At 54.0% G+C, this 22,711-nt stretch carries 19 protein-coding genes and 1 riboswitch; of the genes, 13 read left to right on the top strand and 6 right to left on the bottom strand.

Features of this window, described 5'->3' with window-relative positions; all coding sequences use genetic code 11:
• The first annotated feature begins 51 nt into the window (after window positions 1–51).
• The 3 genes from glnE to yjeH all read left to right on the top strand — a co-directional run bounded on the left by glnE (window position 52) and on the right by yjeH (window position 5,758).
• Entirely contained in the window at window positions 52–2,889 is a 2,838-nt protein-coding gene (glnE, locus tag J8X26_RS11805; RefSeq protein ID WP_208950964.1) for a bifunctional [glutamate--ammonia ligase]-adenylyl-L-tyrosine phosphorylase/[glutamate--ammonia-ligase] adenylyltransferase, read from the top strand.
• 86 nt (window positions 2,890–2,975) lie between these two features.
• Window positions 2,976–4,403 carry a bifunctional D-glycero-beta-D-manno-heptose-7-phosphate kinase/D-glycero-beta-D-manno-heptose 1-phosphate adenylyltransferase HldE gene (gene hldE / locus J8X26_RS11800; RefSeq protein WP_152324058.1) on the top strand — a complete coding sequence of 476 codons (1,428 nt, stop codon included), beginning with the start codon at window positions 2,976–2,978 and terminating at the stop codon, window positions 4,401–4,403.
• Between the two features lie 104 nt (window positions 4,404–4,507).
• On the top strand, window positions 4,508–5,758 hold the full coding sequence (gene yjeH, locus J8X26_RS11795) for an L-methionine/branched-chain amino acid transporter (RefSeq protein WP_152324057.1): 1,251 nt from the start codon (window positions 4,508–4,510) through the stop codon (window positions 5,756–5,758).
• Window positions 5,759–5,834: 76 nt separating this feature from the next.
• Here the strand turns inward: yjeH and J8X26_RS11790 are convergent, their stop codons facing one another.
• The gene (locus J8X26_RS11790) at window positions 5,835–6,107 is read right to left on the bottom strand and encodes an accessory factor UbiK family protein (protein ID WP_152324056.1); all 273 of its coding nucleotides are present in this window, start codon (window positions 6,105–6,107) and stop codon (window positions 5,835–5,837) included.
• A gap of 132 nt (window positions 6,108–6,239) precedes the next feature.
• Window positions 6,240–6,417, top strand: a riboswitch (FMN riboswitch).
• 134 nt (window positions 6,418–6,551) lie between these two features.
• Between J8X26_RS11790 and ribB the strand changes: the two genes are divergently transcribed.
• Both ribB and ygiD read left to right on the top strand, forming a co-directional pair.
• Window positions 6,552–7,205, top strand: a complete 654-nt coding sequence (gene ribB / locus J8X26_RS11785) for a 3,4-dihydroxy-2-butanone-4-phosphate synthase (RefSeq protein ID WP_152324055.1) — start codon at window positions 6,552–6,554, stop codon at window positions 7,203–7,205.
• Window positions 7,206–7,444: 239 nt separating this feature from the next.
• The gene (gene ygiD / locus J8X26_RS11780; protein ID WP_152324076.1) at window positions 7,445–8,233 is read left to right on the top strand and encodes a 4,5-DOPA dioxygenase extradiol; all 789 of its coding nucleotides are present in this window, start codon (window positions 7,445–7,447) and stop codon (window positions 8,231–8,233) included.
• Between the two features lie 53 nt (window positions 8,234–8,286).
• Here the strand turns inward: ygiD and J8X26_RS11775 are convergent, their stop codons facing one another.
• From J8X26_RS11775 to tolC, 3 genes are all read right to left on the bottom strand, one after another.
• On the bottom strand, window positions 8,287–9,447 hold the full coding sequence (locus tag J8X26_RS11775) for a glutathionylspermidine synthase family protein (RefSeq protein WP_152324054.1): 1,161 nt from the start codon (window positions 9,445–9,447) through the stop codon (window positions 8,287–8,289).
• Between the two features lie 8 nt (window positions 9,448–9,455).
• Window positions 9,456–10,124 carry a DUF1190 family protein gene (locus tag J8X26_RS11770; protein WP_208950963.1) on the bottom strand — a complete coding sequence of 223 codons (669 nt, stop codon included), beginning with the start codon at window positions 10,122–10,124 and terminating at the stop codon, window positions 9,456–9,458.
• Between the two features lie 191 nt (window positions 10,125–10,315).
• Window positions 10,316–11,803, bottom strand: a complete 1,488-nt coding sequence (gene tolC, locus J8X26_RS11765) for an outer membrane channel protein TolC (protein WP_165061491.1) — start codon at window positions 11,801–11,803, stop codon at window positions 10,316–10,318.
• A 231-nt stretch (window positions 11,804–12,034) separates the two neighbouring features.
• Here tolC and nudF point away from each other — a divergent pair, with 231 nt between their 5' ends.
• From nudF to parE, 5 genes are all read left to right on the top strand, one after another.
• A complete protein-coding gene (gene nudF / locus J8X26_RS11760; RefSeq protein WP_152324051.1) occupies window positions 12,035–12,670 on the top strand; it encodes an ADP-ribose diphosphatase in 636 nt (211 codons plus the stop codon).
• The gene (locus J8X26_RS11755) at window positions 12,667–13,092 is read left to right on the top strand and encodes a DUF1249 family protein (RefSeq protein WP_095923552.1); all 426 of its coding nucleotides are present in this window, start codon (window positions 12,667–12,669) and stop codon (window positions 13,090–13,092) included. The genes nudF and J8X26_RS11755 overlap by 4 nt, the downstream gene beginning before the upstream one ends.
• A gap of 27 nt (window positions 13,093–13,119) precedes the next feature.
• A complete protein-coding gene (gene cpdA, locus J8X26_RS11750; RefSeq protein WP_165061493.1) occupies window positions 13,120–13,950 on the top strand; it encodes a 3',5'-cyclic-AMP phosphodiesterase in 831 nt (276 codons plus the stop codon).
• On the top strand, window positions 13,947–14,528 hold the full coding sequence (gene yqiA / locus J8X26_RS11745) for an esterase YqiA (RefSeq protein ID WP_152324049.1): 582 nt from the start codon (window positions 13,947–13,949) through the stop codon (window positions 14,526–14,528). The genes cpdA and yqiA overlap by 4 nt, the downstream gene beginning before the upstream one ends.
• Before the next feature lie 115 nt (window positions 14,529–14,643).
• The gene (gene parE / locus J8X26_RS11740) at window positions 14,644–16,539 is read left to right on the top strand and encodes a DNA topoisomerase IV subunit B (protein WP_152324048.1); all 1,896 of its coding nucleotides are present in this window, start codon (window positions 14,644–14,646) and stop codon (window positions 16,537–16,539) included.
• A gap of 76 nt (window positions 16,540–16,615) precedes the next feature.
• Here the strand turns inward: parE and J8X26_RS11735 are convergent, their stop codons facing one another.
• Entirely contained in the window at window positions 16,616–16,921 is a 306-nt protein-coding gene (locus J8X26_RS11735) for a putative quinol monooxygenase (RefSeq protein WP_152324047.1), read from the bottom strand.
• A gap of 30 nt (window positions 16,922–16,951) precedes the next feature.
• Window positions 16,952–17,539 carry an NAD(P)H-dependent oxidoreductase gene (locus tag J8X26_RS11730; RefSeq protein WP_152324046.1) on the bottom strand — a complete coding sequence of 196 codons (588 nt, stop codon included), beginning with the start codon at window positions 17,537–17,539 and terminating at the stop codon, window positions 16,952–16,954.
• 324 nt (window positions 17,540–17,863) lie between these two features.
• Here J8X26_RS11730 and parC point away from each other — a divergent pair, with 324 nt between their 5' ends.
• The 3 genes from parC to ftsP all read left to right on the top strand — a co-directional run bounded on the left by parC (window position 17,864) and on the right by ftsP (window position 22,654).
• Complete coding sequence (gene parC, locus J8X26_RS11725) at window positions 17,864–20,137, top strand: DNA topoisomerase IV subunit A (RefSeq protein ID WP_208950962.1); 2,274 nt, start codon at window positions 17,864–17,866, stop codon at window positions 20,135–20,137.
• 218 nt (window positions 20,138–20,355) lie between these two features.
• Window positions 20,356–21,093: a 1-acylglycerol-3-phosphate O-acyltransferase gene (locus tag J8X26_RS11720; protein WP_165061495.1), complete on the top strand. Its 738-nt coding sequence runs from the start codon at window positions 20,356–20,358 to the stop codon at window positions 21,091–21,093.
• Window positions 21,094–21,238: 145 nt separating this feature from the next.
• Window positions 21,239–22,654 carry a cell division protein FtsP gene (gene ftsP / locus J8X26_RS11715; RefSeq protein ID WP_152324043.1) on the top strand — a complete coding sequence of 472 codons (1,416 nt, stop codon included), beginning with the start codon at window positions 21,239–21,241 and terminating at the stop codon, window positions 22,652–22,654.
• The last annotated feature ends 57 nt before the right edge of the window (window positions 22,655–22,711 follow it).

Genomic DNA, 22,711 nt, shown 5'->3' with positions numbered 1-22,711 from the left:
GATAAGCCTGGGCTAATTGCCCGGGCTTTTTTTTGCAAGGAATCTGACTTCATGTTGCCACTTTCATCTGTTTTGCAAAGCCATGCGCAGAGTCTGCTAGAGCGCTGGCGTGAACATCCTGAAAACCTCCCGCTCCCCGATGATCAACAGCTGGCCGTGTTAACCAGCAGTGAATTCGTCACGGACAGTTTGCTGGCGTTTCCACAGTGGTGGCATGAAATCAATGAGAACCCCCCTCAGTCTCAGGAGTGGCAGCTTTATCGTCCGTGGCTGGAAGGAACACTGACCGGTGTGACGGACGAAAACGGGTTGATGAAAGCGCTGCGTCTGTTCCGCCGCCGTATTCTGACCCGCATCGCCTGGTCGCAAGCGGCACAAACAAGCGAAACAAAAGATACGCTGCATCAGCTGAGTGAACTGGCGGAATTGCTGATCGTCAGCGCCCGCGACTGGCTGTACGACGCCTGCTGTCGTGAGTTTGGTACGCCGGTCAACGCGGCGGGCGATCCGCAAAGAATGCTAATCCTGGGGATGGGAAAACTCGGCGGCGGCGAACTGAATTTTTCATCCGATATCGACCTGATTTTTGCCTATCCGGAAAACGGTCAGACCCGGGGCGGACGCCGCGAACTGGATAATGCCCAATTCTTCACCCGCCTGGGACAGCGGCTGATCAAAGCGCTGGATCAGCCGACCATCGACGGTTTTGTTTACCGTGTCGATATGCGTCTGCGTCCGTTTGGCGACAGCGGGCCGCTGGTGATGAGCTTCCCGGCGCTCGAAGATTATTATCAGGAGCAGGGGCGTGACTGGGAACGCTACGCGATGGTGAAAGCGCGCCTGATGGGCGGTGCGGATGACGCCAGCAGTCAGGAACTGCGCAAAATGCTGATGCCATTTGTGTTCCGCCGTTACATCGATTTCAGCGTGATCCAGTCATTACGTAATATGAAAGGAATGATCGCCCGCGAAGTCCGCCGCCGGGGTCTGAAAGACAACATCAAACTTGGCGCAGGCGGTATCCGCGAAATTGAATTTATCGTGCAGGTCTTCCAGCTGATCCGCGGTGGCCGTGAACCGGCATTGCAGCAACGGGCACTTTTACCGACGTTGCAGGCGCTGGAAAATCTGGGCTTATTGCCGGTTGAACAGGTTTTGCAACTGCGCACCAGTTATCTGTTCCTGCGTCGTCTGGAAAATCTCTTGCAGGCGATAGCCGATGAACAAACACAGACCTTACCTTCCGATGAACTCAATCAGGCGCGTCTGGCGTGGGGCATGGATTACGCCGACTGGCCGCAGCTTCTGGATGCAGTAAATGCTCACATGCAGGCCGTGCGTGTGGTGTTTAACGATCTGATTGGTGATGACACGCCGGACGCGGAAGATGACCAGCAGCAGGCGCAGTTCAGCAGTTTATGGATTGATGCGCTTGAGCCTTCCGAACTTGCGCCGCTGGTGCCTCAGCTTGAGGAAAACGCCCTGCGCCATATTCTGCAACAGATTGCGGAATTCCGCCGTGATGTGGATAAACGCACCATTGGGCCGCGTGGTCGCGATCAGCTGGATTTGCTGATGCCGCGTTTGCTTGCGCAGGTTTGCACCTATAAAAATGCGGACGTCACGTTGCAACGCCTGATGCAGTTGCTGCTCAACATCGTCACCCGCACGACCTACATTGAGCTGCTGGTCGAATATCCCGGCGCGCTCAAGCAACTGATTCGCCTGTGCGCGGCCTCGCCGATGGTCGCGAATCAGTTGGCACGTCATCCTTTGTTGCTCGACGAACTGCTCGACCCGCGCACCCTTTATCAGCCGATTGAGCTGGGCGCTTACCGTGATGAACTGCGCCAGTATCTGATGCGCGTGCCGACGGAAGATGAAGAGCAGCAGCTGGAAGCCGTGCGCCAGTTCAAGCAGGCGCAGCATCTGCGCATTGCCGCCGGAGATATTTCCGGTGCGCTGCCGGTCATGAAAGTCAGCGACCATTTAACCTATCTGGCCGAAGCGATTCTTGAAGTCGTTGTGCAGCAGGCGTGGGATCAGATGGTCGTAAAATACGGTCAGCCAGCGCACCTTCAGCACCGTGAAGGGCGGGGTTTTGCAGTTATCGGTTATGGGAAATTAGGCGGGTGGGAACTGGGTTACAGTTCAGATCTGGATCTGGTTTTCCTGCTTGATTGCGCGCCGGAGGTGATGACTGACGGCGAACGCGTGATCGACGGGCGTCAGTTCTATCTGCGTCTGGCACAGCGAATTATGCACCTCTTCAGCACGCGGACGTCGTCGGGCATTTTGTATGAAGTGGATCCGCGTCTGCGGCCTTCCGGCGCTTCCGGCATGCTGGTCAGCACCATCGAAGCGTTTGCCGATTATCAGGCCAACGAAGCCTGGACGTGGGAACATCAGGCGCTGGTGCGCGCGCGCGTCGTTTACGGCGACCCGATTCTCACGCAGCAGTTTGATGCCACACGGCGTGGAATACTCTGCCGTCAGCGCGACGATGCGGAGTTGCGCAAAGAAGTCCGCGAAATGCGTGAGAAAATGTACCAGCATCTCGGCAGTAAAAAAGCCGGTGAGTTTGATCTGAAAGCCGATCCCGGCGGCATCACGGATATTGAATTCATTGCACAATATCTGGTCTTACGTTTCGCCCACGATCAGCCAAAGCTGACGCGCTGGTCTGATAACGTCAGGATTTTTGAGCTGATGGCGCAATACGACATCATGCCGGAAGACGAGGCCCGTAATCTGACCCATGCTTACGTGACGCTGCGCGATGAAATTCATCATCTGGCGTTACAGGAGCACAGCGGAAAAGTTGCCGCTGACAGTTTTGCCGGTGAACGTGCGCAAATCCGCATCAGCTGGGAAAAATGGCTGGGCTGAGGGTTTTTTATTCGAGGGACAGGCGCTTGTGATATTATCCGGCGCACTATTTCTATGTTGAGTTTTGCCTGTTTTGGAGTCTTGGGATGAAAGTGACTTTGCCTGATTTTCACCGCGCGGGTGTGCTGGTGGTCGGTGACGTAATGTTAGACCGCTACTGGTATGGCCCGACCAACCGTATTTCACCGGAAGCTCCGGTACCGGTCGTGAAGGTGAATACCATCGAAGAACGCCCTGGCGGCGCGGCTAACGTGGCGATGAACATTTCGTCCCTCGGTGCCTCTTCCCGTCTGATCGGTCTGACCGGTGTGGACGATGCGGCGCGCGCGCTGAGCGAGCGTCTGGCGGAAGTGAAGGTAAACTGCGATTTCGTGGCGCTGCCTTCTCACCCGACCATCACCAAACTGCGTATTCTTTCCCGAAACCAGCAGCTGATTCGACTCGACTTTGAAGAGGGTTTTGAAGGCGTTGATCTGCAACCGATGCTGACCAAAATTGAACAGGCGTTGCCGCAAAGCGGTGCGCTGGTGCTGTCGGATTACGCTAAAGGTGCGCTGACCGAAGTGCAGAAGATGATACAGCTGGCGAGAAAAGCCGGTGTGCCGGTGCTGGTGGATCCTAAAGGTTCTGACTTTGAACGCTACCGTGGCGCGACGTTGCTGACACCGAATCTTTCCGAGTTTGAAGCGGTGGTGGGCTGTTGTAAAAACGAAGACGAAATTGTGGTTCGTGGCATGCAGCTGATTGAAAACTTCGAGCTTTCTGCGCTGCTGGTGACCCGTTCAGAAAACGGTATGACCTTGTTGCAGCCGGGCAAAGCCCCTTTCCATATGCCAACGCAGGCGCAGGAAGTGTATGACGTGACCGGTGCCGGTGACACGGTGATCGGTACGCTGGCTGCGGCGCTGGCGGCCGGGAATACGCTGGAAGAATCGTGCTTCCTGGCAAACGCTGCGGCGGGTGTTGTGGTCGGGAAACTCGGGACATCGACCGTTTCTCCGGTCGAGCTGGAAAATGCCATCGGCGGGCGTTCAGACGTGGGCTTCGGCGTGATGACTGAAGAACAGCTGAAAGCCGCGGTCGCAATGGCGCGTCAGCGTGGCGAGAAAGTCGTCATGACCAACGGCATTTTTGACATCCTGCATGCAGGCCATGTGTCTTATCTGGCGAATGCCCGTAAGCTCGGCGATCGTCTGATTGTCGCGGTGAACAGCGATGCTTCTACAAAACGTTTGAAAGGCGAAACCCGTCCGGTGAATACGTTGCAAAATCGTATGATCGTGCTGGGTGCGCTCGGCGCGGTTGACTGGGTTGTGTCGTTTGAAGAAGATACGCCACAGCGTCTGATCGCCGGGATCTTACCGGATCTGCTGGTGAAAGGCGGCGACTACAAACCGGAGCAAATTGCCGGTAGTGTTGAAGTCTGGGCGAACGGCGGCGAAGTGCGCGTGCTGAATTTTGAAGATGGTTTATCTACCACCAAAATCATCAATCAGATCAAAGCGCAGGACTGATTTTCTGCGGTTGAATTTCTGATGTTCGCACCGAAGGGCTTATCTGATAAGCCCTTTTCTTTTTGATTTTTCACTCAAAAAAACCAAACGGAAGTGACTCTGTTGTGAGCGGATTAAAACAGGAATTAAGTCTGGCGCAGGGCGTCGGACTGCTCTCCACTTCATTATTGGGAACCGGCGTTTTCGCGGTGCCTGCGCTTGCCGCACAGCTGGCGCAAAACGACAGTCTGTGGGCATGGCCGGTGCTGATCCTGCTGGTGTTCCCGATTGCGATTGGCTTTGCCGCGCTGGGCCGGCATTTCCCGAGTGCAGGCGGTGCCGCGCATTTCGTGGGAAAAGCGTTCGGGCCGCACATGGCGCGCGTGACAGGCTGGCTGTTTTTGTCCGTTATTCCGGTCGGATTGCCCGCCGCGCTGCATATTGCTGCCGGTTTCTGGCAGGCGGCTTTTGGCTGGAGCAGCGAAAATCTGCTGCTGGTTCAGCTGGGAACGCTGCTCGTTATCTGGTTTTTGGGCACACGCAGCGCAGGATCCAGTGCGAATATCCAGACGCTGATCGCGCTTTTGGTCGTCGCCCTGGTCGTGGCAATCTGGTGGAAAGGAGATATCACGTTGCCGGAAATCCCGCTGCCTGCGGTACGTGATGTTTCGCCCTCCAGTCTTTTTGATGCGCTGGCCGTGATGTTCTGGTGCTTTGTCGGGCTGGAGGCGTTTGCGCATCTGGCGACAGAATTTCGTCATCCGGAACGTGATTTTCCGCGCGCGCTGCTGATCGGCATGCTGGTAGCTGGCGCCGTGTACTGGGGCTGTACGGTCGCGGTATTGAAATTCCATGCGTGGGGCGAAGGGCGGGAAGCGGGCGCGTCATTACCGGGGATTGTGGTACAGCTTTTCGGGCAAAAAGCGCTTTGGGTGGCCTGCATTATTGGTTATCTGGCCTGCTTTGCCAGCGTGAATATTTACACGCAAAGCTTCGCCCGGCTGGTGTGGTCGCAGGCTCAGCTGAAACCTGAAAGCAAACTGGCACAACTTTCTGCCCAGCAGGTGCCGGTAGCGGCGCTTAATCTGGTGGTGGGCTGCTGTATGTTGTTCACGTTACTGATTTACTGGCTGCATTTGCCGCTCGGGGCGCTGATTACCTACGCCAACGGGATTTTCATTCTGATCTATCTGTTGTGCATGATTTCCGGAGCAAAAATCCTGACGGGCCGGTCAAAATGGATGGCAACGCTCGGGGCGATTTTGTGCTGCGGGCTGCTGGCGATGGTTGGCTGGAAATCGCTGTATGCGCTGGTGGTGTTCGCGGCGCTATGGGGATTGCTGCCACGGGTAAAAACGGTGCTTCGTCCGCAATAAAGCCTGAGCAAAATAGATGAAAAAGGCCTGCGCAGCAGGCCTTTTCTGTTTCCGGCGGACTTATGGTTGCGGAAATTCAGGCAGGATTTTGCGGTTTTTCCGCTTCGTTCAGTTTGCCTTCCAGCGCGGCCAGACGTTGTTCCAGCACGGCCAGTTTTTCGCGGGTACGCAGCAAAACCTGGGTCTGCACGTCAAACTCTTCGCGATTGACTAAATCCATACGGCTGAACTGCGCCTGCAATACCTGACGGATTTTCTTCTCGGCATCTTCACCAAACTCACGGATCCCTTTCGGCATCGATTCGTGAACCTGGCGGGCAATTTGTTCAATTTTTTTCGGGTCAATCATGTTATTTCCTTTTCTCGAAGGCGGTGCTTTTCTTTAGTGTAATCGCTGAAGCTGTTTCTATAAACCTTCAGAGGCACTAAATGGCCAAACCACAGGATTGCTCTGCTCATTTATTGGCGTTATAGTTGCCTTGCTTATTCTCAGGGCGGGGTGAAAGTCCCCACCGGCGGTAAACCACAGAATACCGGAAGGTGATCATAATCCCTTCCAAGTGGAAGCCCGCGAGCGCTCAATCCTTCGGGGTTAGAGGTCAGCAGATCCGGTGTAATTCCGGGGCCGACGGTTAAAGTCCGGATGGGAGAGAGTAACGATTCAAGCCGGGCAAATTTTTGCCCGCTGCGTTATTTTTTATAACTGTAGCACGCCTTCTGGCTGCTTCAGCTAGCCTCCTCAAGACGCCCTGATTCTGGTAATCCACATACAGAACATGAGGTTATTTTTACCATGAATCAGACCCTACTTTCCGAATTCGGTACATCCACTGAACGTGTTGAACGTGCTCTCGACGCGATGCGTAATGGCGTGGGTGTGTTGGTACTGGATGACGAAGATCGTGAAAACGAAGGCGATTTAATCTTTGCCGCCGAAAACATGACCGTTGAACAAATGGCGCTGACTATTCGCCACGGCAGCGGCATCGTCTGCCTGACCATGAACGAAGACAGCCGTAAAAAGCTCGATTTGCCGATGATGGTTGAGAACAACTCCAGCCCGTTCCAGACACCTTTCACCGTGACAATTGAAGCGGTTGAAGGCGTGACGACCGGTGTTTCTGCGGCTGACCGCATTACCACCATTCGTGCGGCCATCAAAGACGGAGCGAAACCTTCTGACCTGAACCGCCCGGGGCATATCTTCCCGCTGCGCGCACAGGCAGGCGGCGTGCTGACCCGCGGTGGTCACACCGAAGCGTCAGTGGATCTGGCCACACTTGCCGGGCTTAAGCCGTTCGGCGTGCTGTGTGAACTGACCAACGATGACGGCAGCATGGCACATGCGCCGGAAGTCATCGTCTTTGCCCGCGCGCACAATATGCCCGTGGTGACGATTGCCGATCTGGTGGCTTACCGCCAGGCGCAAACCCGTCAGGCAAGCTGAATAACCGGTTGTGCGCATTAAGAAAGGCCGCTTATGCGGCCTTTTTGCTATGTATTCCTGCATTTTGTCTGAACCGAAAATTCCCGCTCATTGCCTTTGATTTGCCTCTTCAAATTTATTGAACATCTCCTTCATGGTTATCCGGCTGTAACCGCCACTGAAAAAGAGTACCGTATTTTCATCACGCGGAAGGCGCTCCGCCGCTCCGCTCTTTTTCAGTCTGCGGTAAGGAATTAATGATGACGACTCAACGTATGCCCGCACTCTTCTTAGGCCACGGCAGCCCGATGAATGTGCTGGAAGATAACGTTTATACCCGTGCCTGGCATGCGCTGGGCGAATCTTTGCCACGTCCAAAAGCGATCCTGGCCGTATCTGCCCACTGGTTTACCCGCGGCACGGCGGTGACGGCGATGGAAAACCCGCGCACCATCCATGATTTTGGTGGTTTCCCGCAGGCGCTGTTTGATAAACGTTATCCGGCACCGGGTTCACCGGCGCTGGCGAAACGGGTTCAGGAATTGCTCAGCCCGGTAAATGTGATGGCCGATACCAGCGAGTGGGGGTTTGACCACGGCACCTGGGGCGTATTGATCAAGATGTATCCGGACGCCGATATTCCGGTGATCCAGCTGAGCGTCGATGGCACGCAGCCGCCGGAATATCACTATGAACTGGGCAAAAAGCTGGCCGCGCTGCGTGACGAAGGCGTGATGATTGTCGCCAGCGGTAACGTGGTACATAACCTGCGGATGGTGAAATGGGACGGCAACGGCGAGCCGTATCCGTGGGCGATTGCGTTCGAAAAGTATGTGAAAGATAACCTGAGCTGGAAGGGCGAGGCGAAAGATCATCCTCTGGTGAAGTTTATGGAACATGAAGGCGGCGCGTTATCGAATCCGTCTCCGGATCACTATCTGCCATTGCTGTATGTTTTAGGTGCGTGGGAGGGGTCGGAGCCGATCACACTGCCAACGGACGGGATCGTGATGGGATCGCTTTCCATGCTTTCTGTTCAGGTGGGATAACGCTCAAAAACAAAAAGGATAATGAATTCCTTCATTATCCTTTTTTACGCGTTTTATCCGACAATGGTATGTGGATAGAAACGTGACAGATCCTGCGTGATCAGCGCTTTATCTTCGCGGATGCCAATCCCGCAAGGCTGATCGTTGACCAGCCAGCTGCCGATCAGCGTGTAACTGCCTTCGAATACCGGCAACGGATGGAACTGTTGCACGATCATGCCTTCTGCACCATACGGGCCGTCAACACTGGCCACTTCATGGCCTTTCTCGATGACTTTGATGTTAGCGCCTTCGCGTGAAAACAGTGGCTTCACGACGTAGTGATCCAGTTGCGGGTGAGCATCTTCAGCAAAATACGCCGGTAACAGATTCGGGTGATCCGGGAACATTTCCCACAGCAACGGCAGCAGGGCTTTGTTCGACAAAATGGCCTTCCAGGCAGGTTCAAGCCAGCGAACACCGGCGTCTTCCAGCTTGGTGGCGAACACTTCGCGGAACATAAATTCCCACGGATACAGCTTGAACAGGTTGGAAATCACCTGATCCTGCGTATCGGTAAACTGCCCGCGCTCGCCCAGACCGATTTCTTCGATAAACAGGAATTCGCTGGCCAGTTCAGCCTCCAGCGCGCAGTCCTGTAAATACTGAACGGTGCCGCGATCTTCTTCGGTGTCCTGACAGCAGGCGATGTGCAGTAACGAAAAACCGTGCTCGTTCTTCAGTTCGCTGAAACGCTCGATCAGCTTTTCCTGCAAACTGTTGTACTGATCGGCATCTGGCGGCAAGTTACCCGCAGCGATTTGATCTTCGAGCCACAGCCACTGGAAGAAAGCCGCTTCATAGAGAGAGGTCGGTGTATCGGCGTTATTTTCCAGCAGCTTGGGTGGATTCACACCGTCATAGGCCAGATCCAGGCGCGAATACAGCGAAGGTTGTTGCGTGCGCCATGAACTGCGGACAAATTCCCAGACGTGTTTTGGGATCTGGAATTTCGCCATCAGTTTGTCGTCATTCACCACACGCTCAACCACTTTTAAGCACATCTGATGGATGTCGGCAGTGGCGTCTTCAATCTCTTCAATCTGCGCCAGCGTGAACTGATAATAAGCATCTTCACACCAGTAGGGTTCGCCATACATGGTGTGAAAATTGAAGCCAAACTCCGTGGCTTTTTCGCGCCAGTCCGGGCGCTCATTAATCGCTAAACGTTTCATTTTATCTCTTAGCCACCCATGCTGCGGCCAGGGCTGCGAGGTGCCGCAGAGGAGCTGCGTTGCATTGAGGTTTGTTTGGCTACGCTGTCGCCGAAGCCACCGCGTGTAATAGTGTTTGTGACTGCCGGTTTCGGTGCCATGGCGGTTCTCGGCACATTCATGGTGCGGCCACCTGCGGTTGCCGGGCCATAGTTTTTGCCGGTGGCATCGACGAATTTGCCGTTTGCCGGGCTGGCCGGGTTTTTAGAGCTGAAAAGAGGCTGCTGCGCGTAAGCGCCGCCGCTCATCATCCGGCCCATCATGTAACCTGCCATCAAAGGCATCCACATGCTGCCACTGCTCTGGCCTTCGGCTGAAGCGACACCAGCCTGCGCGGGAGCCTGAGTACACTGGCCTTCGCCGAACTCAGCAATACAGTCTTCACGGCTGGCGTATTTAGGTGCCGTTTTTGCCGCTTCTGTTTTGGCTGCGTTGTAGGCATCGACGCACTGCGTGCTGCCGGACGGATTGGCTTTCGTACAGTCGTCAGCATTCTGATACAAGGAAACCGTTTCATCGGTTTTCTCACAGGCAGACAACATAAAGACGGCGCTTACCGCCAGTGCGACAGGTGTGATCCGAGAGCTACGCCATGATTTACGGAAGGTAGCCAGGTTAACGTGTTGTGTCCGTTTCATCGTTCTTATCCCATGTGTAGGGCTTTTTTGCCCTTTCCCAGTAGGGCCTAAGAATAGGGGAAAGTTGGTTAATGTTAAAGCAGCGACAGGCAATTGTTACGAGACTTTACAGAGCGACGTGATACAGGCAAAAAAAAGCAGCCTTTTCAGGCTGCCCTGGTCTTTACGATGAAAAAAGAAACCTGCCAGATTTAGTTCTGGAAAGGGTTGCCGCTTTTCTTCGTCGTACGCGTTTGGGTGGTTGCGCTGGCTTTTTCAGTACGCGGTGCAGCCGCCGTGCTGTTGCCATAACCGTCCGCCGTGGCGTCCTGCTGCGGGGTTTCAGGTGCAACCTGATCCGGTGCCGTTGGCACAGGTTTACCCAGAGCACCGTTCAGTGCCAGCAGATCGCTTTCGTTCAGCGTACCCAGTGCTGACTTGATGTTCAGCTGGTTGATCAGATACGTGTAACGGGCGCTGGAAAGCTGTTGTTTGGCGTTATACAGCGTGGTGGTCGCATCCAGCACATCAACGATAGTACGTGTCCCCACCTGATAGCCGGCTTCCATCGCATCTAAAGAACTCTGAGCAGAAACAACGGCTTGTTTATAGGCGTTGATGCTGCTGATAGAGGCAGAGATGTTGTTGAAGGAAGAACGTACGGTCTGAACAACGCTGCGGTGCGCGCTTTCCAGTTGTTCGCTGGCGCCAACAAAATTGTACTGAGCTTGTTTGACCTGAGAGGTTACAGAACCGCCGCTGTACAGTGGCAGAGAGAAGCTCAGACCAATTTTGTTCTGCCCTGCATCGGCATCCTGGTAGCTGGAAGAACCGCCAGTTTTGTCGCCGTGGTATTTGGTATTGCTGATACCGGTAGATGCGGTCAGATCAACCGTAGGCATGTGGCCGGTTTCCGCATAACGGATTTGCTCACGAGCCAGATCCTGTGACAGACGTGCAGACAGCAAGCTCAGGTTGCGGCTTTCTGCTTCTTTCAACAGGGTGGCTACCGGCTGCGGACGCGTGGTGTTGAAGTTATCCACGTTCAGGGAAGAGAGTTGCGGATAGTACATGCCGGTCACCTGACGCAGAGATTCCAGTGCGTTATCCAGGTTATTGCGGGCAGTCACTTCGTTAGCCAATACGGTGTCGTATTGTGAACGGGCGTTTTGCACGTCAGTGATAGCCACCAGGCCAACATTAAAACGCTGCGTGGTTTGATCCAGCTGACGATAAATAGCCTGTTTCTGCGCTTCGGTATAAGAGAGTGAATCGATCGCACTCAATACGTTGAAATAAGCCGTCGCAGAATTCAGGATTAAAGATTGCTGGTCAGTCTGGTAAGACACATCCTGAATACCGGCAGTTTTTTCCTGCAAGGTCAGTGCGCGCCATTTTGACATATCAAAAAGGGTCTGCGTTAATTGCAGGCTGGCGCTGCCAACATCACTATTAACGCCATTCGCATCGCGGTAGCCATTGGTATAACCATAATCCGCACCCAAACCGAGTTGCGGTAATAAAGGACTGCGGCTTTCGTTGATTTTTTCGAATGCAGCATCCCGGTCAGCAGCGGATTTGCGCAGGTCCGGGTTACTCGTCCTGGCTTGCTGATAGACCTGCATCAGGTTTTCGGCCTGGCTTATCGTACTGAAGCCGCCCAGGCTGAGTCCGATGAGAAGGGGGAGCAGTTTCTTCATTTGCATTCCTTGTTGTGCAGCAATGTTGTTATGTATGGTGGCGCAGTCAAATAAACCAATAGACGCGGATTCTAGCAGAGTCAGGCTAGCGGGGAGGTTGGCTTAACGTGCCTTCCCCGCTGGATGTGCCTAAATCTATCACAAACAACCTTGATTATTATTAACGCATTTTCATCAAACTGACCTCAAAGGACGATAAATTGCCTTTATGAGGGAAGAGGAAAACAATCCATGTGTGCATTCAAAAGTTCACCGGTTAGTTTCGGTAAAGATGATGTAGAAATTATTGCACGTGAGACGCGATATAAAGGTTTTTTTTCTATTATTGCATATCGGTTTCGTCACCGGCTGTTTAATGGGGAAATGAGCGGCGAAGTTGTGCGTGAAGTTTTCGAAAGGGGCCATGCAGCGGTGCTGCTGCCTTATGATCCGCAGCGCGATGAAGTCGTGCTGATTGAACAGATCCGCATCCCATGTATTGATTCCAGTGATACCCCATGGCTTCTGGAGATGGTCGCCGGTATCATTGAAGAGGGCGAGACAGTCGAAGACGTCGCCCGCCGTGAAGCACTTGAAGAAGCGAACATTGTGGTAAAACGCTGTAAACCGGCTCTGAATTACCTGGCCAGCCCGGGCGGAACCAGCGAGCGTCTTTCTATTATGGTCGGCGAAGTTGATGCGACAACGGCAGAAGGAATTCACGGTCTGGAAGCAGAGAATGAAGACATCCGGGTGCATGTGGTCAGCCGCGAACAGGCTTACCGCTGGGTGGAAGAGGGAGCGATAGATAATGCGGCGTCAGTGATTGCCCTGCAATGGCTGCAGCTACACCATGAATCCCTGAGAAAAGAGTGGGCCAACGAATGATTAAGCGCTATACCCCTGATTTCCCTGAAATGATGAGATTGTGCGAAACCAATTTCGCACAATTGCGCCGTTTGATGCCGCGCACCGATGAGCCCGGTGAAACAGTGACATATCAGGTGAGTAGCGCCACATATTGCCTGACGATCCTCGAATCGACGCGCTATACGTCGCTGGTGGAAATCAAACAGACCGCACCGGCCGTCAGTTACTGGAGCCTGCCTTCACTGACGGTTCGCCTGTATCACGACGCCATGGTGGCCGAAGTGTGTGCGAGTCAGCAGATCTTTCGCTTCAAAGCACGCTATGATTACCCTAATAAAAAGTTGCATCAGCGTGATGAAAAGCATCAAATTAACCAGTTCCTGGCGGACTGGCTGCGTTATTGCCTTGCGCACGGAGCGATGGCAATTCCGGTGTGTTAGACAGACTTCAACAACAAAGGAAACGATTTGGAAAGCCTGTTTAAACTGCCTTTGGTGAATGGGGCCAAAGTCAGAATTCTACAGATTACAGATACCCATCTTTTTGCCGGTGAAGATGAGACATTGCTGGGCGTGAATACGTTTAACAGCTATCGCGCGGTGCTGGACGCTATAAAAGCACAGCAGCGCGAAGTCGATATCATCGCGGCAACCGGTGATCTGGCTCAGGATCAGTCGGTGGAAGCCTACCATCAGTTTGCCCGTGGTATCAGCGAACTGGCGGCACCCTGTGTCTGGTTGCCCGGTAACCATGATTTCCAGCCTGCAATGGTGAATGCCTTGCAGGAAGCCGGGATCAGCCCCTCCAAACATGTCCTCCTCGGTGACGACTGGCAGATAATCCTGCTCGATACGCAGGTTTTCGGCGTGCCGCACGGAGAGTTGAGCGAGTATCAGCTGGAATGGATGGAACGTTGCCTGAATGCGTATCCCGATCGCTTTACCCTGCTGATGCTTCATCACCATCCGCTGCCTTCTGGCTGTACCTGGCTCGATCAGCACAGCCTGCGTAACGCGCACATGCTGGCGAATGTTCTGGTCAATTACCCGAAAGTGAACACGCTTTTGTGCGGCCACATTCATCAGGAGCTGGATCTCGACTGGTACGGACGTCGTCTGTACGCCACGCCGTCTACCTGCGTTCAGTTCAAACCGCATTGCACTAATTTCACGATTGATACCGTCGCACCGGGATGGCGTTATCTCGACTTGTATCCTGATGGCCGTGTCGAAACCCAGGTTTTCCGTCTGGAAACCAGCGAGTTTCATCCTGACACCGAGTCGGACGGGTACGAATGAATACCTTACTTTACCTGCACGGTTTCAACAGCTCACCGAACTCGGCCAAAGCCACGTCGCTCAAAAACTGGCTGGCGAAGAACCATCCTGAAATCGATATGGTGATTCCGCAATTACCGCCGTATCCGGTGGATGCGGCTGAGCAGTTAGAAAACTTAGTGATCCGTCATGCCGGTAAAAAGCTGGGCATTGTCGGTTCCTCGCTGGGCGGGTATTACGCCACCTGGTTGTCGCAATGTTTCGCCGTGCCCGCGGTGGTGGTTAACCCCGCCGTGAAACCGTATGAACTGCTGATCGACTTCCTCGGGCAAAATGAGAACCCCTACACCGGCCAGCAATATGTGTTAGAGTCACGCCACGTTTACGATCTGAAAGTCATGCAGATTGAACCGCTGGAGTCGCCGGATTTACTCTGGTTACTGCAACAAACGGGCGATGAAATCCTCGATTACCGTCAGGCTGTGGCGTATTACACTGCTTGTCGCCAGACGGTCGAACCTGAAGGAAATCATGCATTTGTCGGCTTTGAACGCTATTTTTCGCCGATTGTAGATTTTCTTGAGCTGACGGCAGACTAACATCGTCAGGGTGACGTTTTCCCCGGATGTTTCGCGTCTGCTTTCTGCCAGTGCTTCCGCCCGCCCAAATACTGTATCGTTAGCCCACAAACCTATGAGCCACGAATAATCAACGATGAGCCAGTCAACTTATAACGCGGATTCCATAGAGGTCCTCAGCGGACTTGAACCGGTGCGCCGCCGTCCGGGCATGTATACCGATACCACCCGGCCAAACCATCTCGGCCAGGAAGTCATAGATAACAGCGTCGATGAGGCATTAGCCGGTCACGCAAAGCGTATCGAAGTGATCCTCCACGAAGATCAGTCTCTCGAAGTCATTGATGATGGCCGCGGCATGCCGGTAGATATCCACCCGGAAGAAGGCGTGCCTGCCGTTGAGCTGATTTTCTGCCGTCTGCACGCAGGCGGTAAATTTTCCAATAAAAACTACCAGTTCTCCGGCGGCCTGCACGGCGTGGGGATTTCGGTGGTGAATGCCTTATCCAAACGTGTCGAGGTGGCGGTAAAACGCGGCGGCGAAGTGTATGAAATGGCGTTTGAAAACGGCGACAAAGTTGAAGATTTACATGTCACCGGCACCTGCGGTAAACGCACTACGGGTACCAGCGTACATTTCTGGCCTGACGGCAGTTTCTTCGACAGCCCGCGTTTTTCGGTCAGCCGCCTCAGCCATTTGCTGAAAGCAAAAGCCGTCCTGTGCCCTGGCGCTGAAATCATTTTCAAAGACAAAGTGAATAACACCGAACAACGCTGGTGTTATGAAGACGGTCTGACCGACTACCTGATGGAAGCGGTGAACGGCCTGATTACGCTGCCTGAAAAAGCATTCGTCGGCACGTTCGCCGGTGACACCGAAGCGGTTGACTGGGCGCTGCTGTGGCTGCCGGAAGGTGGTGAACTGCTGACGGAAAGCTACGTCAACCTGATCCCGACCATGCAGGGCGGTACGCACGTTAACGGTCTGCGTCAGGGGCTGCTGGATGCCATGCGTGAATTCTGCGAATTCCGTAATATCCTGCCGCGTGGTGTGAAATTGTCGGCCGAAGATATCTGGGAGCGCTGCGCGTATGTGCTTTCGGTGAAAATGCAGGATCCGCAATTCGCCGGCCAGACCAAAGAACGCCTGTCTTCACGTCAGTGCGCCGCTTTTGTTTCCGGCGTGGTGAAAGATGCATTCAGCCTGTGGCTGAATCAGAACGTACAGGCCGCAGAACAGTTGGCCGAGTTGTGTATTTCCAGCGCTCAGCGACGTCTGCGTGCCGCCAAAAAAGTGGTGCGTAAGAAACTGACCAGCGGCCCGGCGCTGCCGGGCAAACTGGCGGACTGTACGTCGCAAGATCTGAACATGACCGAACTGTTCCTGGTGGAAGGGGATTCCGCAGGCGGTTCTGCCAAGCAAGCGCGTGACCGCGAATATCAGGCGATCATGCCGCTGAAAGGGAAGATCCTGAACACATGGGAAGTCTCTTCTGATGAAGTGCTGGCCTCTCAGGAAGTGCACGATATTTCCGTGGCGATCGGTATCGATCCGGACAGCGAAGATCTGACCCAGTTGCGGTACGGCAAAATCTGTATCCTTGCGGATGCGGACTCCGACGGTTTGCACATCGCTACCTTGCTGTGTGCGCTGTTTGTCCGTCACTTCCGTTCGCTGGTGCGCGGCGGTCATGTGTATGTGGCGATGCCGCCTTTATACCGAATCGATCTGGGCAAAGAAGTGTTCTATGCGCTGGATGAGCAGGAAAAAGAAGGCGTGCTGGATCAGCTGAAACGTAAGAAAGGCAAGCCTAACGTACAGCGATTCAAAGGATTGGGTGAAATGAACCCGTTGCAGTTACGCGAAACCACGCTGGATCCGAACACCCGCCGTCTGGTGCAGCTGACCATCGATGAAGACGATATCGATCAGACGCTGCGCATGATGGATATGTTACTGGCGAAGAAGCGTTCTGAAGATCGCCGTAACTGGTTGCAGGAAAAAGGCGACACCGCCGAACTGGACGTCTGACCCTTCAGATTGCCGCATAAAAAATGCCGGGCGCTTTGCAGCTCCGGCATTTTTTTTAGTAAAGCCCGTCAGACAATCAGGCTTTCTCAATAATATGGATCACCACATCCAGCACGTCGGCTTTGATGTTTTCGCGGTGCTTGTCCATATGTTCAGCCTGCTGATGCGCTTCGAGATGCGCCAGGCTTTCCCAGTCTTCCAGCATAAAGATGGAATCAGGAACCGTTTTGCGCCACGGGATCTGACCGTTGAAATCAACGTAAGGCTCGTAACGGTGACAACCTTTTTCTGCCAGAACGTCCGGCAGCAGGGCGGTAATTTTTTCCATAACCGAATCGCGACGGCCTGGTTTTACTTTGATTTCAGCAATAACAGTGATCATAAAAACCTCTTTCCCGGGTGACCTTCAACCTTAGGCCTGACCGAATACATTTTCAAGGTGAGCGCGGTAGCGGGCGAAATCCCCTTCCACGTCAGGCTGTTTAATCACGTCGTTACACATAAAGGTCGGCAGCGTGTCGAGGCCAATAAACTGGTTAGCTTTGTGCTGTGCCAGATAAACGCCGTCAACGCCAACGCCGTGGAAGAACTGCTCTTTATCTTCGAACGCTTCCAGCGGGGCATTCCAGGTGACAGAAAGCATGTAGCTTTTGCCCTGCAACAGGCCACCGGAACCGTATTTTTTGGAATCATCAGAACGGGTACGGCCATCGCTGGCGTACAGTTTGCCGTGACCTTCGGTGAAGACTTCATCGACGTATTTTTTCAGCGTCCACGGCATGCCCATCCACCAGCCTGGCTGCTGATAAATGATGGCATCGGCCCACAGATAACTTTCGATTTCGGTCTGTACGTCATAACCCTCCTCAAGAACCGTCACGCGCACGTCGTGGCCCGCGTCACGCAGGAAACTGCTGGCGACGTCGGTCAGGCTGTTGTTCAGGGCACCTTTAGAGTGGGCAAAAGTCTTGCCTGCATTGATAATCAGGATGTTGCTCATGGTCTTTTCCTTAAATTGAATTCTGGCTCTCAGGCTGTTATCACGTAGTGTACCCAACTCCGCTGGGAGGAAAAATGTGATATTGCGCACAAGACTATTGACTCAGATGCAATAATGACAAGAAAAGACGTTGGATTTTGCCATCTGGCGTTCTGAAAATCGCTTAAAAACCCCGCACAAACACAGCAACTGTGACAGCCATGCGGCAGATGATGTACTATCGCGAACATCATTGCCCTGCGGCAGCCGCCTTGGTGCGCCAGCGGGTGCAAGCTTCCTAAATTTCCAAAACGATAACGCCACGGGTCTGAGGATTAAACATCAATGAGCGAAATGACTCATGACGGAACAGAGCGTTTAGCACTGCACACGTTTACCGAGAACGCCTATCTCAACTATTCCATGTACGTCATCATGGACCGCGCGCTGCCGTTTATCGGCGACGGGCTGAAGCCGGTACAGCGCCGTATTATTTATGCGATGTCCGAGCTGGGCCTGAGCAATAACGCCAAATTCAAAAAATCTGCACGTACCGTCGGTGACGTGTTGGGTAAATACCATCCTCACGGCGACAGTGCCTGCTACGAAGCCATGGTGCTGATGGCGCAGCCATTCTCTTACCGTTATCCTCTGGTTGACGGGCAAGGGAACTGGGGCGCGCCGGATGATCCGAAATCCTTCGCGGCGATGCGTTATACCGAATCGCGGCTGTCGAAATACGCCGACGTTCTGTTACGCGAGTTAGGGCAGGGAACGGTCGATTACGTGCCGAACTTTGACGGCACCATGCAGGAGCCGAAAATGCTGCCTGCGCGTCTGCCGAATATCCTGCTCAATGGCACCACCGGCATTGCGGTCGGGATGGCGACGGATATTCCGCCGCATAACATCCGTGAAATCGCTGCTGCTGCGGTTGCGCTGCTGGAAAAACCGAACAGTTCGCTGGAAGATTTGCTGGAATTCGTTCAGGGACCCGATTTCCCGACCGAAGCCGAAATCATTACGCCACGCAATGAAATCCGCAAAATGTACGAATCGGGCAAAGGCTCGGTGCGCATGCGTGCGGTCTGGCACAAAGAAGACGGCAGTGCGGTGATCACCGCGTTACCGCATCAGGTTTCGGGCGCGAAAGTGCTGGAGCAAATCGCTAACCAGATGCGCGCCAAAAAGCTGCCGATGGTCGAAGATCTGCGTGACGAATCCGATCACGAGAACCCGACCCGTCTGGTGGTGGTCCCGCGTTCTAACCGTATCGACCTGGATCAGGTGATGAATCACCTTTTTGCGACCACCGATCTGGAACGCAGCTACCGAATCAACATGAACATGATCGGCCTTGATCACCGTCCGCACGTGAAAGGGCTGCTGGAAATTCTGACCGAATGGCTGGTTTATCGTCGCGATACCGTACGCCGTCGTCTGAATTACCGTCTCGATAAAGTGCTGAAACGTCTGCATATCCTCGAAGGTTTGCTGACGGCGTTCCTCAATATCGATGAAGTTATTCACATCATCCGTACTGAAGACGAGCCTAAACCGGTGCTGATGCAGCGTTTCGAGCTGTCGGATACTCAGGCAGAAGCTATTCTTGAGTTGAAATTACGCCATTTGGCAAAACTCGAAGAAACCAAAATTCGCGGCGAGCAGGATGAACTGGCGAAAGAGCGCGATCAGCTTCAGGCGCTTCTGGCGTCAGAACGCAAACTCAGCACGCTGATCCGCAAAGAAATTCAGGCCGATGCCGAAGCCTTTGGTGACGAACGTCGCTCGCCAATCACCGAGCGTGAAGAAGCGAAAGCCATGAGCGAGCACGACTTTGTGCCGTCTGAGCCGGTGACCATTGTACTTTCCGAATCTGGCTGGGTGCGCAGCGCTAAAGGCCACGATATTGACGCGTCCGGCCTGAGCTACAAAGCGGGTGACAGCTTCCGCGCCGCAGCGAAAGGTAAGAGCAATCAGCCGGTGGTGTTTATGGATTCCACCGGACGCAGTTACGCGCTTGACCCTACTACGCTGCCTTCGGCACGCGGGCAGGGCGAGCCGCTGACCGGTAAACTCACGCCACCGCCGGGTGCGACTATCGAACACGTTCTGATGGCGTCCGACGATCAGAAACTGCTGATGGCCTCCGATGCCGGTTACGGTTTCGTCTGTACCTTCAGTGATTTAGTGGCGCGTAACCGTGCCGGCAAGGCCATGATTACTTTGCCGGATAACGCCAAAGCGTTCGCGCCAATTGAAATCAACGGTAACGATGACATGCTGCTGTCGCTCACCGCCGCAGGCCGTATGCTGCTGTTCCCGGTGGCTGATTTGCCGCAATTGTCGAAAGGTAAAGGTAACAAAATTGTTTCCATTCCTTCGGCACAGGCGGCGAGTGGTGAAGACAAACTGGCTTGGCTGCTGGTTCTGCCACCGCAAACGTCCATCACGCTGCACGTTGGTAAACGCAAACTGGTGATCCGTCCGGAAGAGTTACAGAAATTCCGTGCAGAACGTGGCCGCAAAGGAACACTTCTGCCACGCGGCCTGCAACGGGTTGATCGCGTTGAAGTCGACGCGCCTGTCCGTGCTTCCGGCGGTGACAGCGAAGAATAGAACGGCTGTTGACCTTATCCAGTCAGGGCACATTTGTGCCCTGAACTCTTTTTAAGGGAATGCAGTGGCCTGAGACTGTTGTGCAGTGCAAAGATTTTACATTTGTATCAATAAAACCGTTGTGCCCTGCTGAAGGAGGCTTGAGAATAGTTCACCTCACAGGGAGCGAAACTGCACAGGTTTCTTACCGGCTTCGGCTGTAGTTTTAAGAGGATGTTATGTTATTTATTTTGCGTCTGATTATCGTGGTGGTTTACTCGATTCTGGTCTCTGTTTTTGGTTGTATTTATTGTCTTTTCAGCCCGCGTAACCCGAAACATGTGTCGACTTTCGGTAAGCTGTTTGGCCGCCTGGCACCGGTATTTGGCCTTCGCGTTGAAAAACGTATTCCTGCAGAAGCAGTGAATAACGGCAACTGTATTTACATTGCCAACCATCAGAATAATTACGACATGGTGACGGCCTCAGCCGTTGTCATGCCAAGAACGGTGACTGTGGGCAAGAAAAGCCTGGCCTGGATCCCGTTCTTTGGTCAGCTTTACTGGCTGACAGGCAACCTGCTGATTGACCGTGATAACCGCGCCAAAGCGCACGGCACCATTTCTCAGGTGGTGACCCAGATTAAGAAAAAAAATCTGTCGATCTGGATGTTCCCGGAAGGTACCCGCAGCCGGGGTCGTGGCCTGATGCCGTTTAAAACAGGGGCATTCCACGCCGCTATCGCCGCCGGTGTGCCGATCGTGCCGATTTGCGTGTCGAACACCAGCAACAAGGTGAAGCTCAACCGCTGGTCTAACGGACTGGTGATTGTGGAAATGCTGCCACCTATCGATACCACCGGTTACACCAAAGATCGTCTGCGCGAACTGTCCGAACACTGCCGTCAGATCATGGCGGATAAAATCGCCGAGCTGGACGCCGAAGTCGCACAGCGCGAAGCCGCAGCAAAAAAATAATAGCGTTTTTTATTTACGCCCTGATGACGACGGGTTGCAGGTTTTTAATATCCCTGCGGCCCGGCGGCGTCAGAGCAGAAATTCTGTTGCCATTGATGGCGATGGTTATTAACACAGCTCTTGATTTTGTTTTCATGGAGAAGATATGTCACTCAGTCGTCGCTCGTTCCTGCAAGCCTCCGGCGTGGCTCTTGCCGCAGGTGCTCTGCCATTTAAAGCAGAAGCGAGTGGTTCGCAACCGGCATTACCCGTTCCCCCGCTGCTGGAATCCCGCCGCGGGCAACCGCTGTTTCTGACGTTACAGGCGGCCCACTGGTCATTCCTGGGTGGCGCTAAAGCGCCGGTGTGGGGCATCAATGGCATGTATCTTGGCCCGACAGTCAAAGTGCATAACGGTGATGACGTAAAACTTATCTACAGCAACCGCCTGGCTGAGCCCGTTTCGATGACCATCAGCGGATTGATGGAGCCGGGAACGCTGACCGGCGGCGCGGCGCGCATGATGCAGCCTGGCGTTGACTGGTCGCCGGTATTGCCCATTCGTCAGGCAGCCGCCACCTGCTGGTATCACGCGAATACGCCCAACCGCATGGCGCCGCACGTCTATAACGGGCTGGCGGGGATGTGGATTGTTGAGGATGAAGTCAGTAAAAATCTGCCGTTGCCCAACCATTACGGCGTTGATGATTTCCCGCTGATCATTCAGGACAAACGGCTGGATGGTTTTGGCGTGCCACAATATGATACCCCGGCTTCCGGTGGATTCTTTGGCGATACCATGCTGGTCAACGGCGTACAAAGCCCGTATGTCGAAGTGTCCCGCGGGTGGGTACGTTTGCGTTTGCTAAATGCGTCGAATGCGCGCCGTTATGAACTGAGCATGACCGACAACCGTGCGTTCCACGTTGTGGCTTCCGATCTCGGTTTTCTGCCTGCGCCGCTGACGGTGAAACGTCTGTCGCTTGGACCGGGTGAGCGCCGTGAAGTGCTGGTGGATATGTCGCAGGGCGAAGAAGTCTCGATTACTGCGGGCGATGCGGCGGGTGTTATGGACAGACTGCGTGGTCTGTTTGAGCCCTCGAGCATTCTGGTTTCTACCATCGTCCTGACGCTCAAACCTACCGGCCTTTTACCGCTGGTCACCGACAATCTGCCGATGCGTTTACTGGCCGATCAAATCATGACCGGCAATGTGGTTCGCAGCCGCGACCTGCGTCTTGGCGACAGCCAGCCGGGTATTAACGGCGCGATGTGGGACATCAACCGCCTCGACCTGACCGCACAGCAAGGGACGTGGGAACGCTGGACCGTGCATGCGGATATGCCGCAGACCTTCCATGTCGAAGGCGTGTCTTTCCTGGTGAAAAGCGTGAACGGTGCGGCACCGCTGGTGGAAGATGCCGGATTCAAAGACACCGTCTGGGTTGATGGCGACGTGGAATTGCTGGTGTTTTTTAATCAGCCTTCGTATGACCATTTCCCGTTCACCTACCGCAGCGGAACGCTGGAACTGGCCGATCGCGGTTCCGCAGGCAACATGCTGGTTCAGCCGTCGATGTAATGGCAGAGCGCCTACGCATCAAAAGAAAACCCGCCACTGGCGGGGTTTTTTTTTTTT

Origin of the sequence: Rahnella sp. ChDrAdgB13 (assembly GCF_017655185.1) — a bacterium.
Classification (GTDB): domain Bacteria; phylum Pseudomonadota; class Gammaproteobacteria; order Enterobacterales; family Enterobacteriaceae; genus Rahnella; species Rahnella contaminans.
This window is presented reverse-complemented; position numbering and strand designations above follow the sequence as displayed.

What these genes read in the sequence shown, in the direction of transcription:
- J8X26_RS11735 (WP_152324047.1), bottom strand. Translation starts at nt 16,921, where the DNA reads ATGATCACTGTTATTGCTGAAATCAAAGTAAAACCAGGCCGTCGCGAT.
- J8X26_RS11755 (WP_095923552.1), top strand. Translation starts at nt 12,667, where the DNA reads ATGATTAAGCGCTATACCCCTGATTTCCCTGAAATGATGAGATTGTGC.
- glnE (WP_208950964.1), top strand. Translation starts at nt 52, where the DNA reads ATGTTGCCACTTTCATCTGTTTTGCAAAGCCATGCGCAGAGTCTGCTA.
- J8X26_RS11730 (WP_152324046.1), bottom strand. Translation starts at nt 17,539, where the DNA reads ATGAGCAACATCCTGATTATCAATGCAGGCAAGACTTTTGCCCACTCT.
- J8X26_RS11770 (WP_208950963.1), bottom strand. Translation starts at nt 10,124, where the DNA reads ATGAAACGGACACAACACGTTAACCTGGCTACCTTCCGTAAATCATGG.
- hldE (WP_152324058.1), top strand. Translation starts at nt 2,976, where the DNA reads ATGAAAGTGACTTTGCCTGATTTTCACCGCGCGGGTGTGCTGGTGGTC.
- tolC (WP_165061491.1), bottom strand. Translation starts at nt 11,803, where the DNA reads ATGAAGAAACTGCTCCCCCTTCTCATCGGACTCAGCCTGGGCGGCTTC.
- J8X26_RS11720 (WP_165061495.1), top strand. Translation starts at nt 20,356, where the DNA reads ATGTTATTTATTTTGCGTCTGATTATCGTGGTGGTTTACTCGATTCTG.
- ygiD (WP_152324076.1), top strand. Translation starts at nt 7,445, where the DNA reads ATGACGACTCAACGTATGCCCGCACTCTTCTTAGGCCACGGCAGCCCG.
- J8X26_RS11790 (WP_152324056.1), bottom strand. Translation starts at nt 6,107, where the DNA reads ATGATTGACCCGAAAAAAATTGAACAAATTGCCCGCCAGGTTCACGAA.
- ftsP (WP_152324043.1), top strand. Translation starts at nt 21,239, where the DNA reads ATGTCACTCAGTCGTCGCTCGTTCCTGCAAGCCTCCGGCGTGGCTCTT.
- ribB (WP_152324055.1), top strand. Translation starts at nt 6,552, where the DNA reads ATGAATCAGACCCTACTTTCCGAATTCGGTACATCCACTGAACGTGTT.
- yqiA (WP_152324049.1), top strand. Translation starts at nt 13,947, where the DNA reads ATGAATACCTTACTTTACCTGCACGGTTTCAACAGCTCACCGAACTCG.
- parC (WP_208950962.1), top strand. Translation starts at nt 17,864, where the DNA reads ATGAGCGAAATGACTCATGACGGAACAGAGCGTTTAGCACTGCACACG.
- nudF (WP_152324051.1), top strand. Translation starts at nt 12,035, where the DNA reads ATGTGTGCATTCAAAAGTTCACCGGTTAGTTTCGGTAAAGATGATGTA.
- J8X26_RS11775 (WP_152324054.1), bottom strand. Translation starts at nt 9,447, where the DNA reads ATGAAACGTTTAGCGATTAATGAGCGCCCGGACTGGCGCGAAAAAGCC.
- parE (WP_152324048.1), top strand. Translation starts at nt 14,644, where the DNA reads ATGAGCCAGTCAACTTATAACGCGGATTCCATAGAGGTCCTCAGCGGA.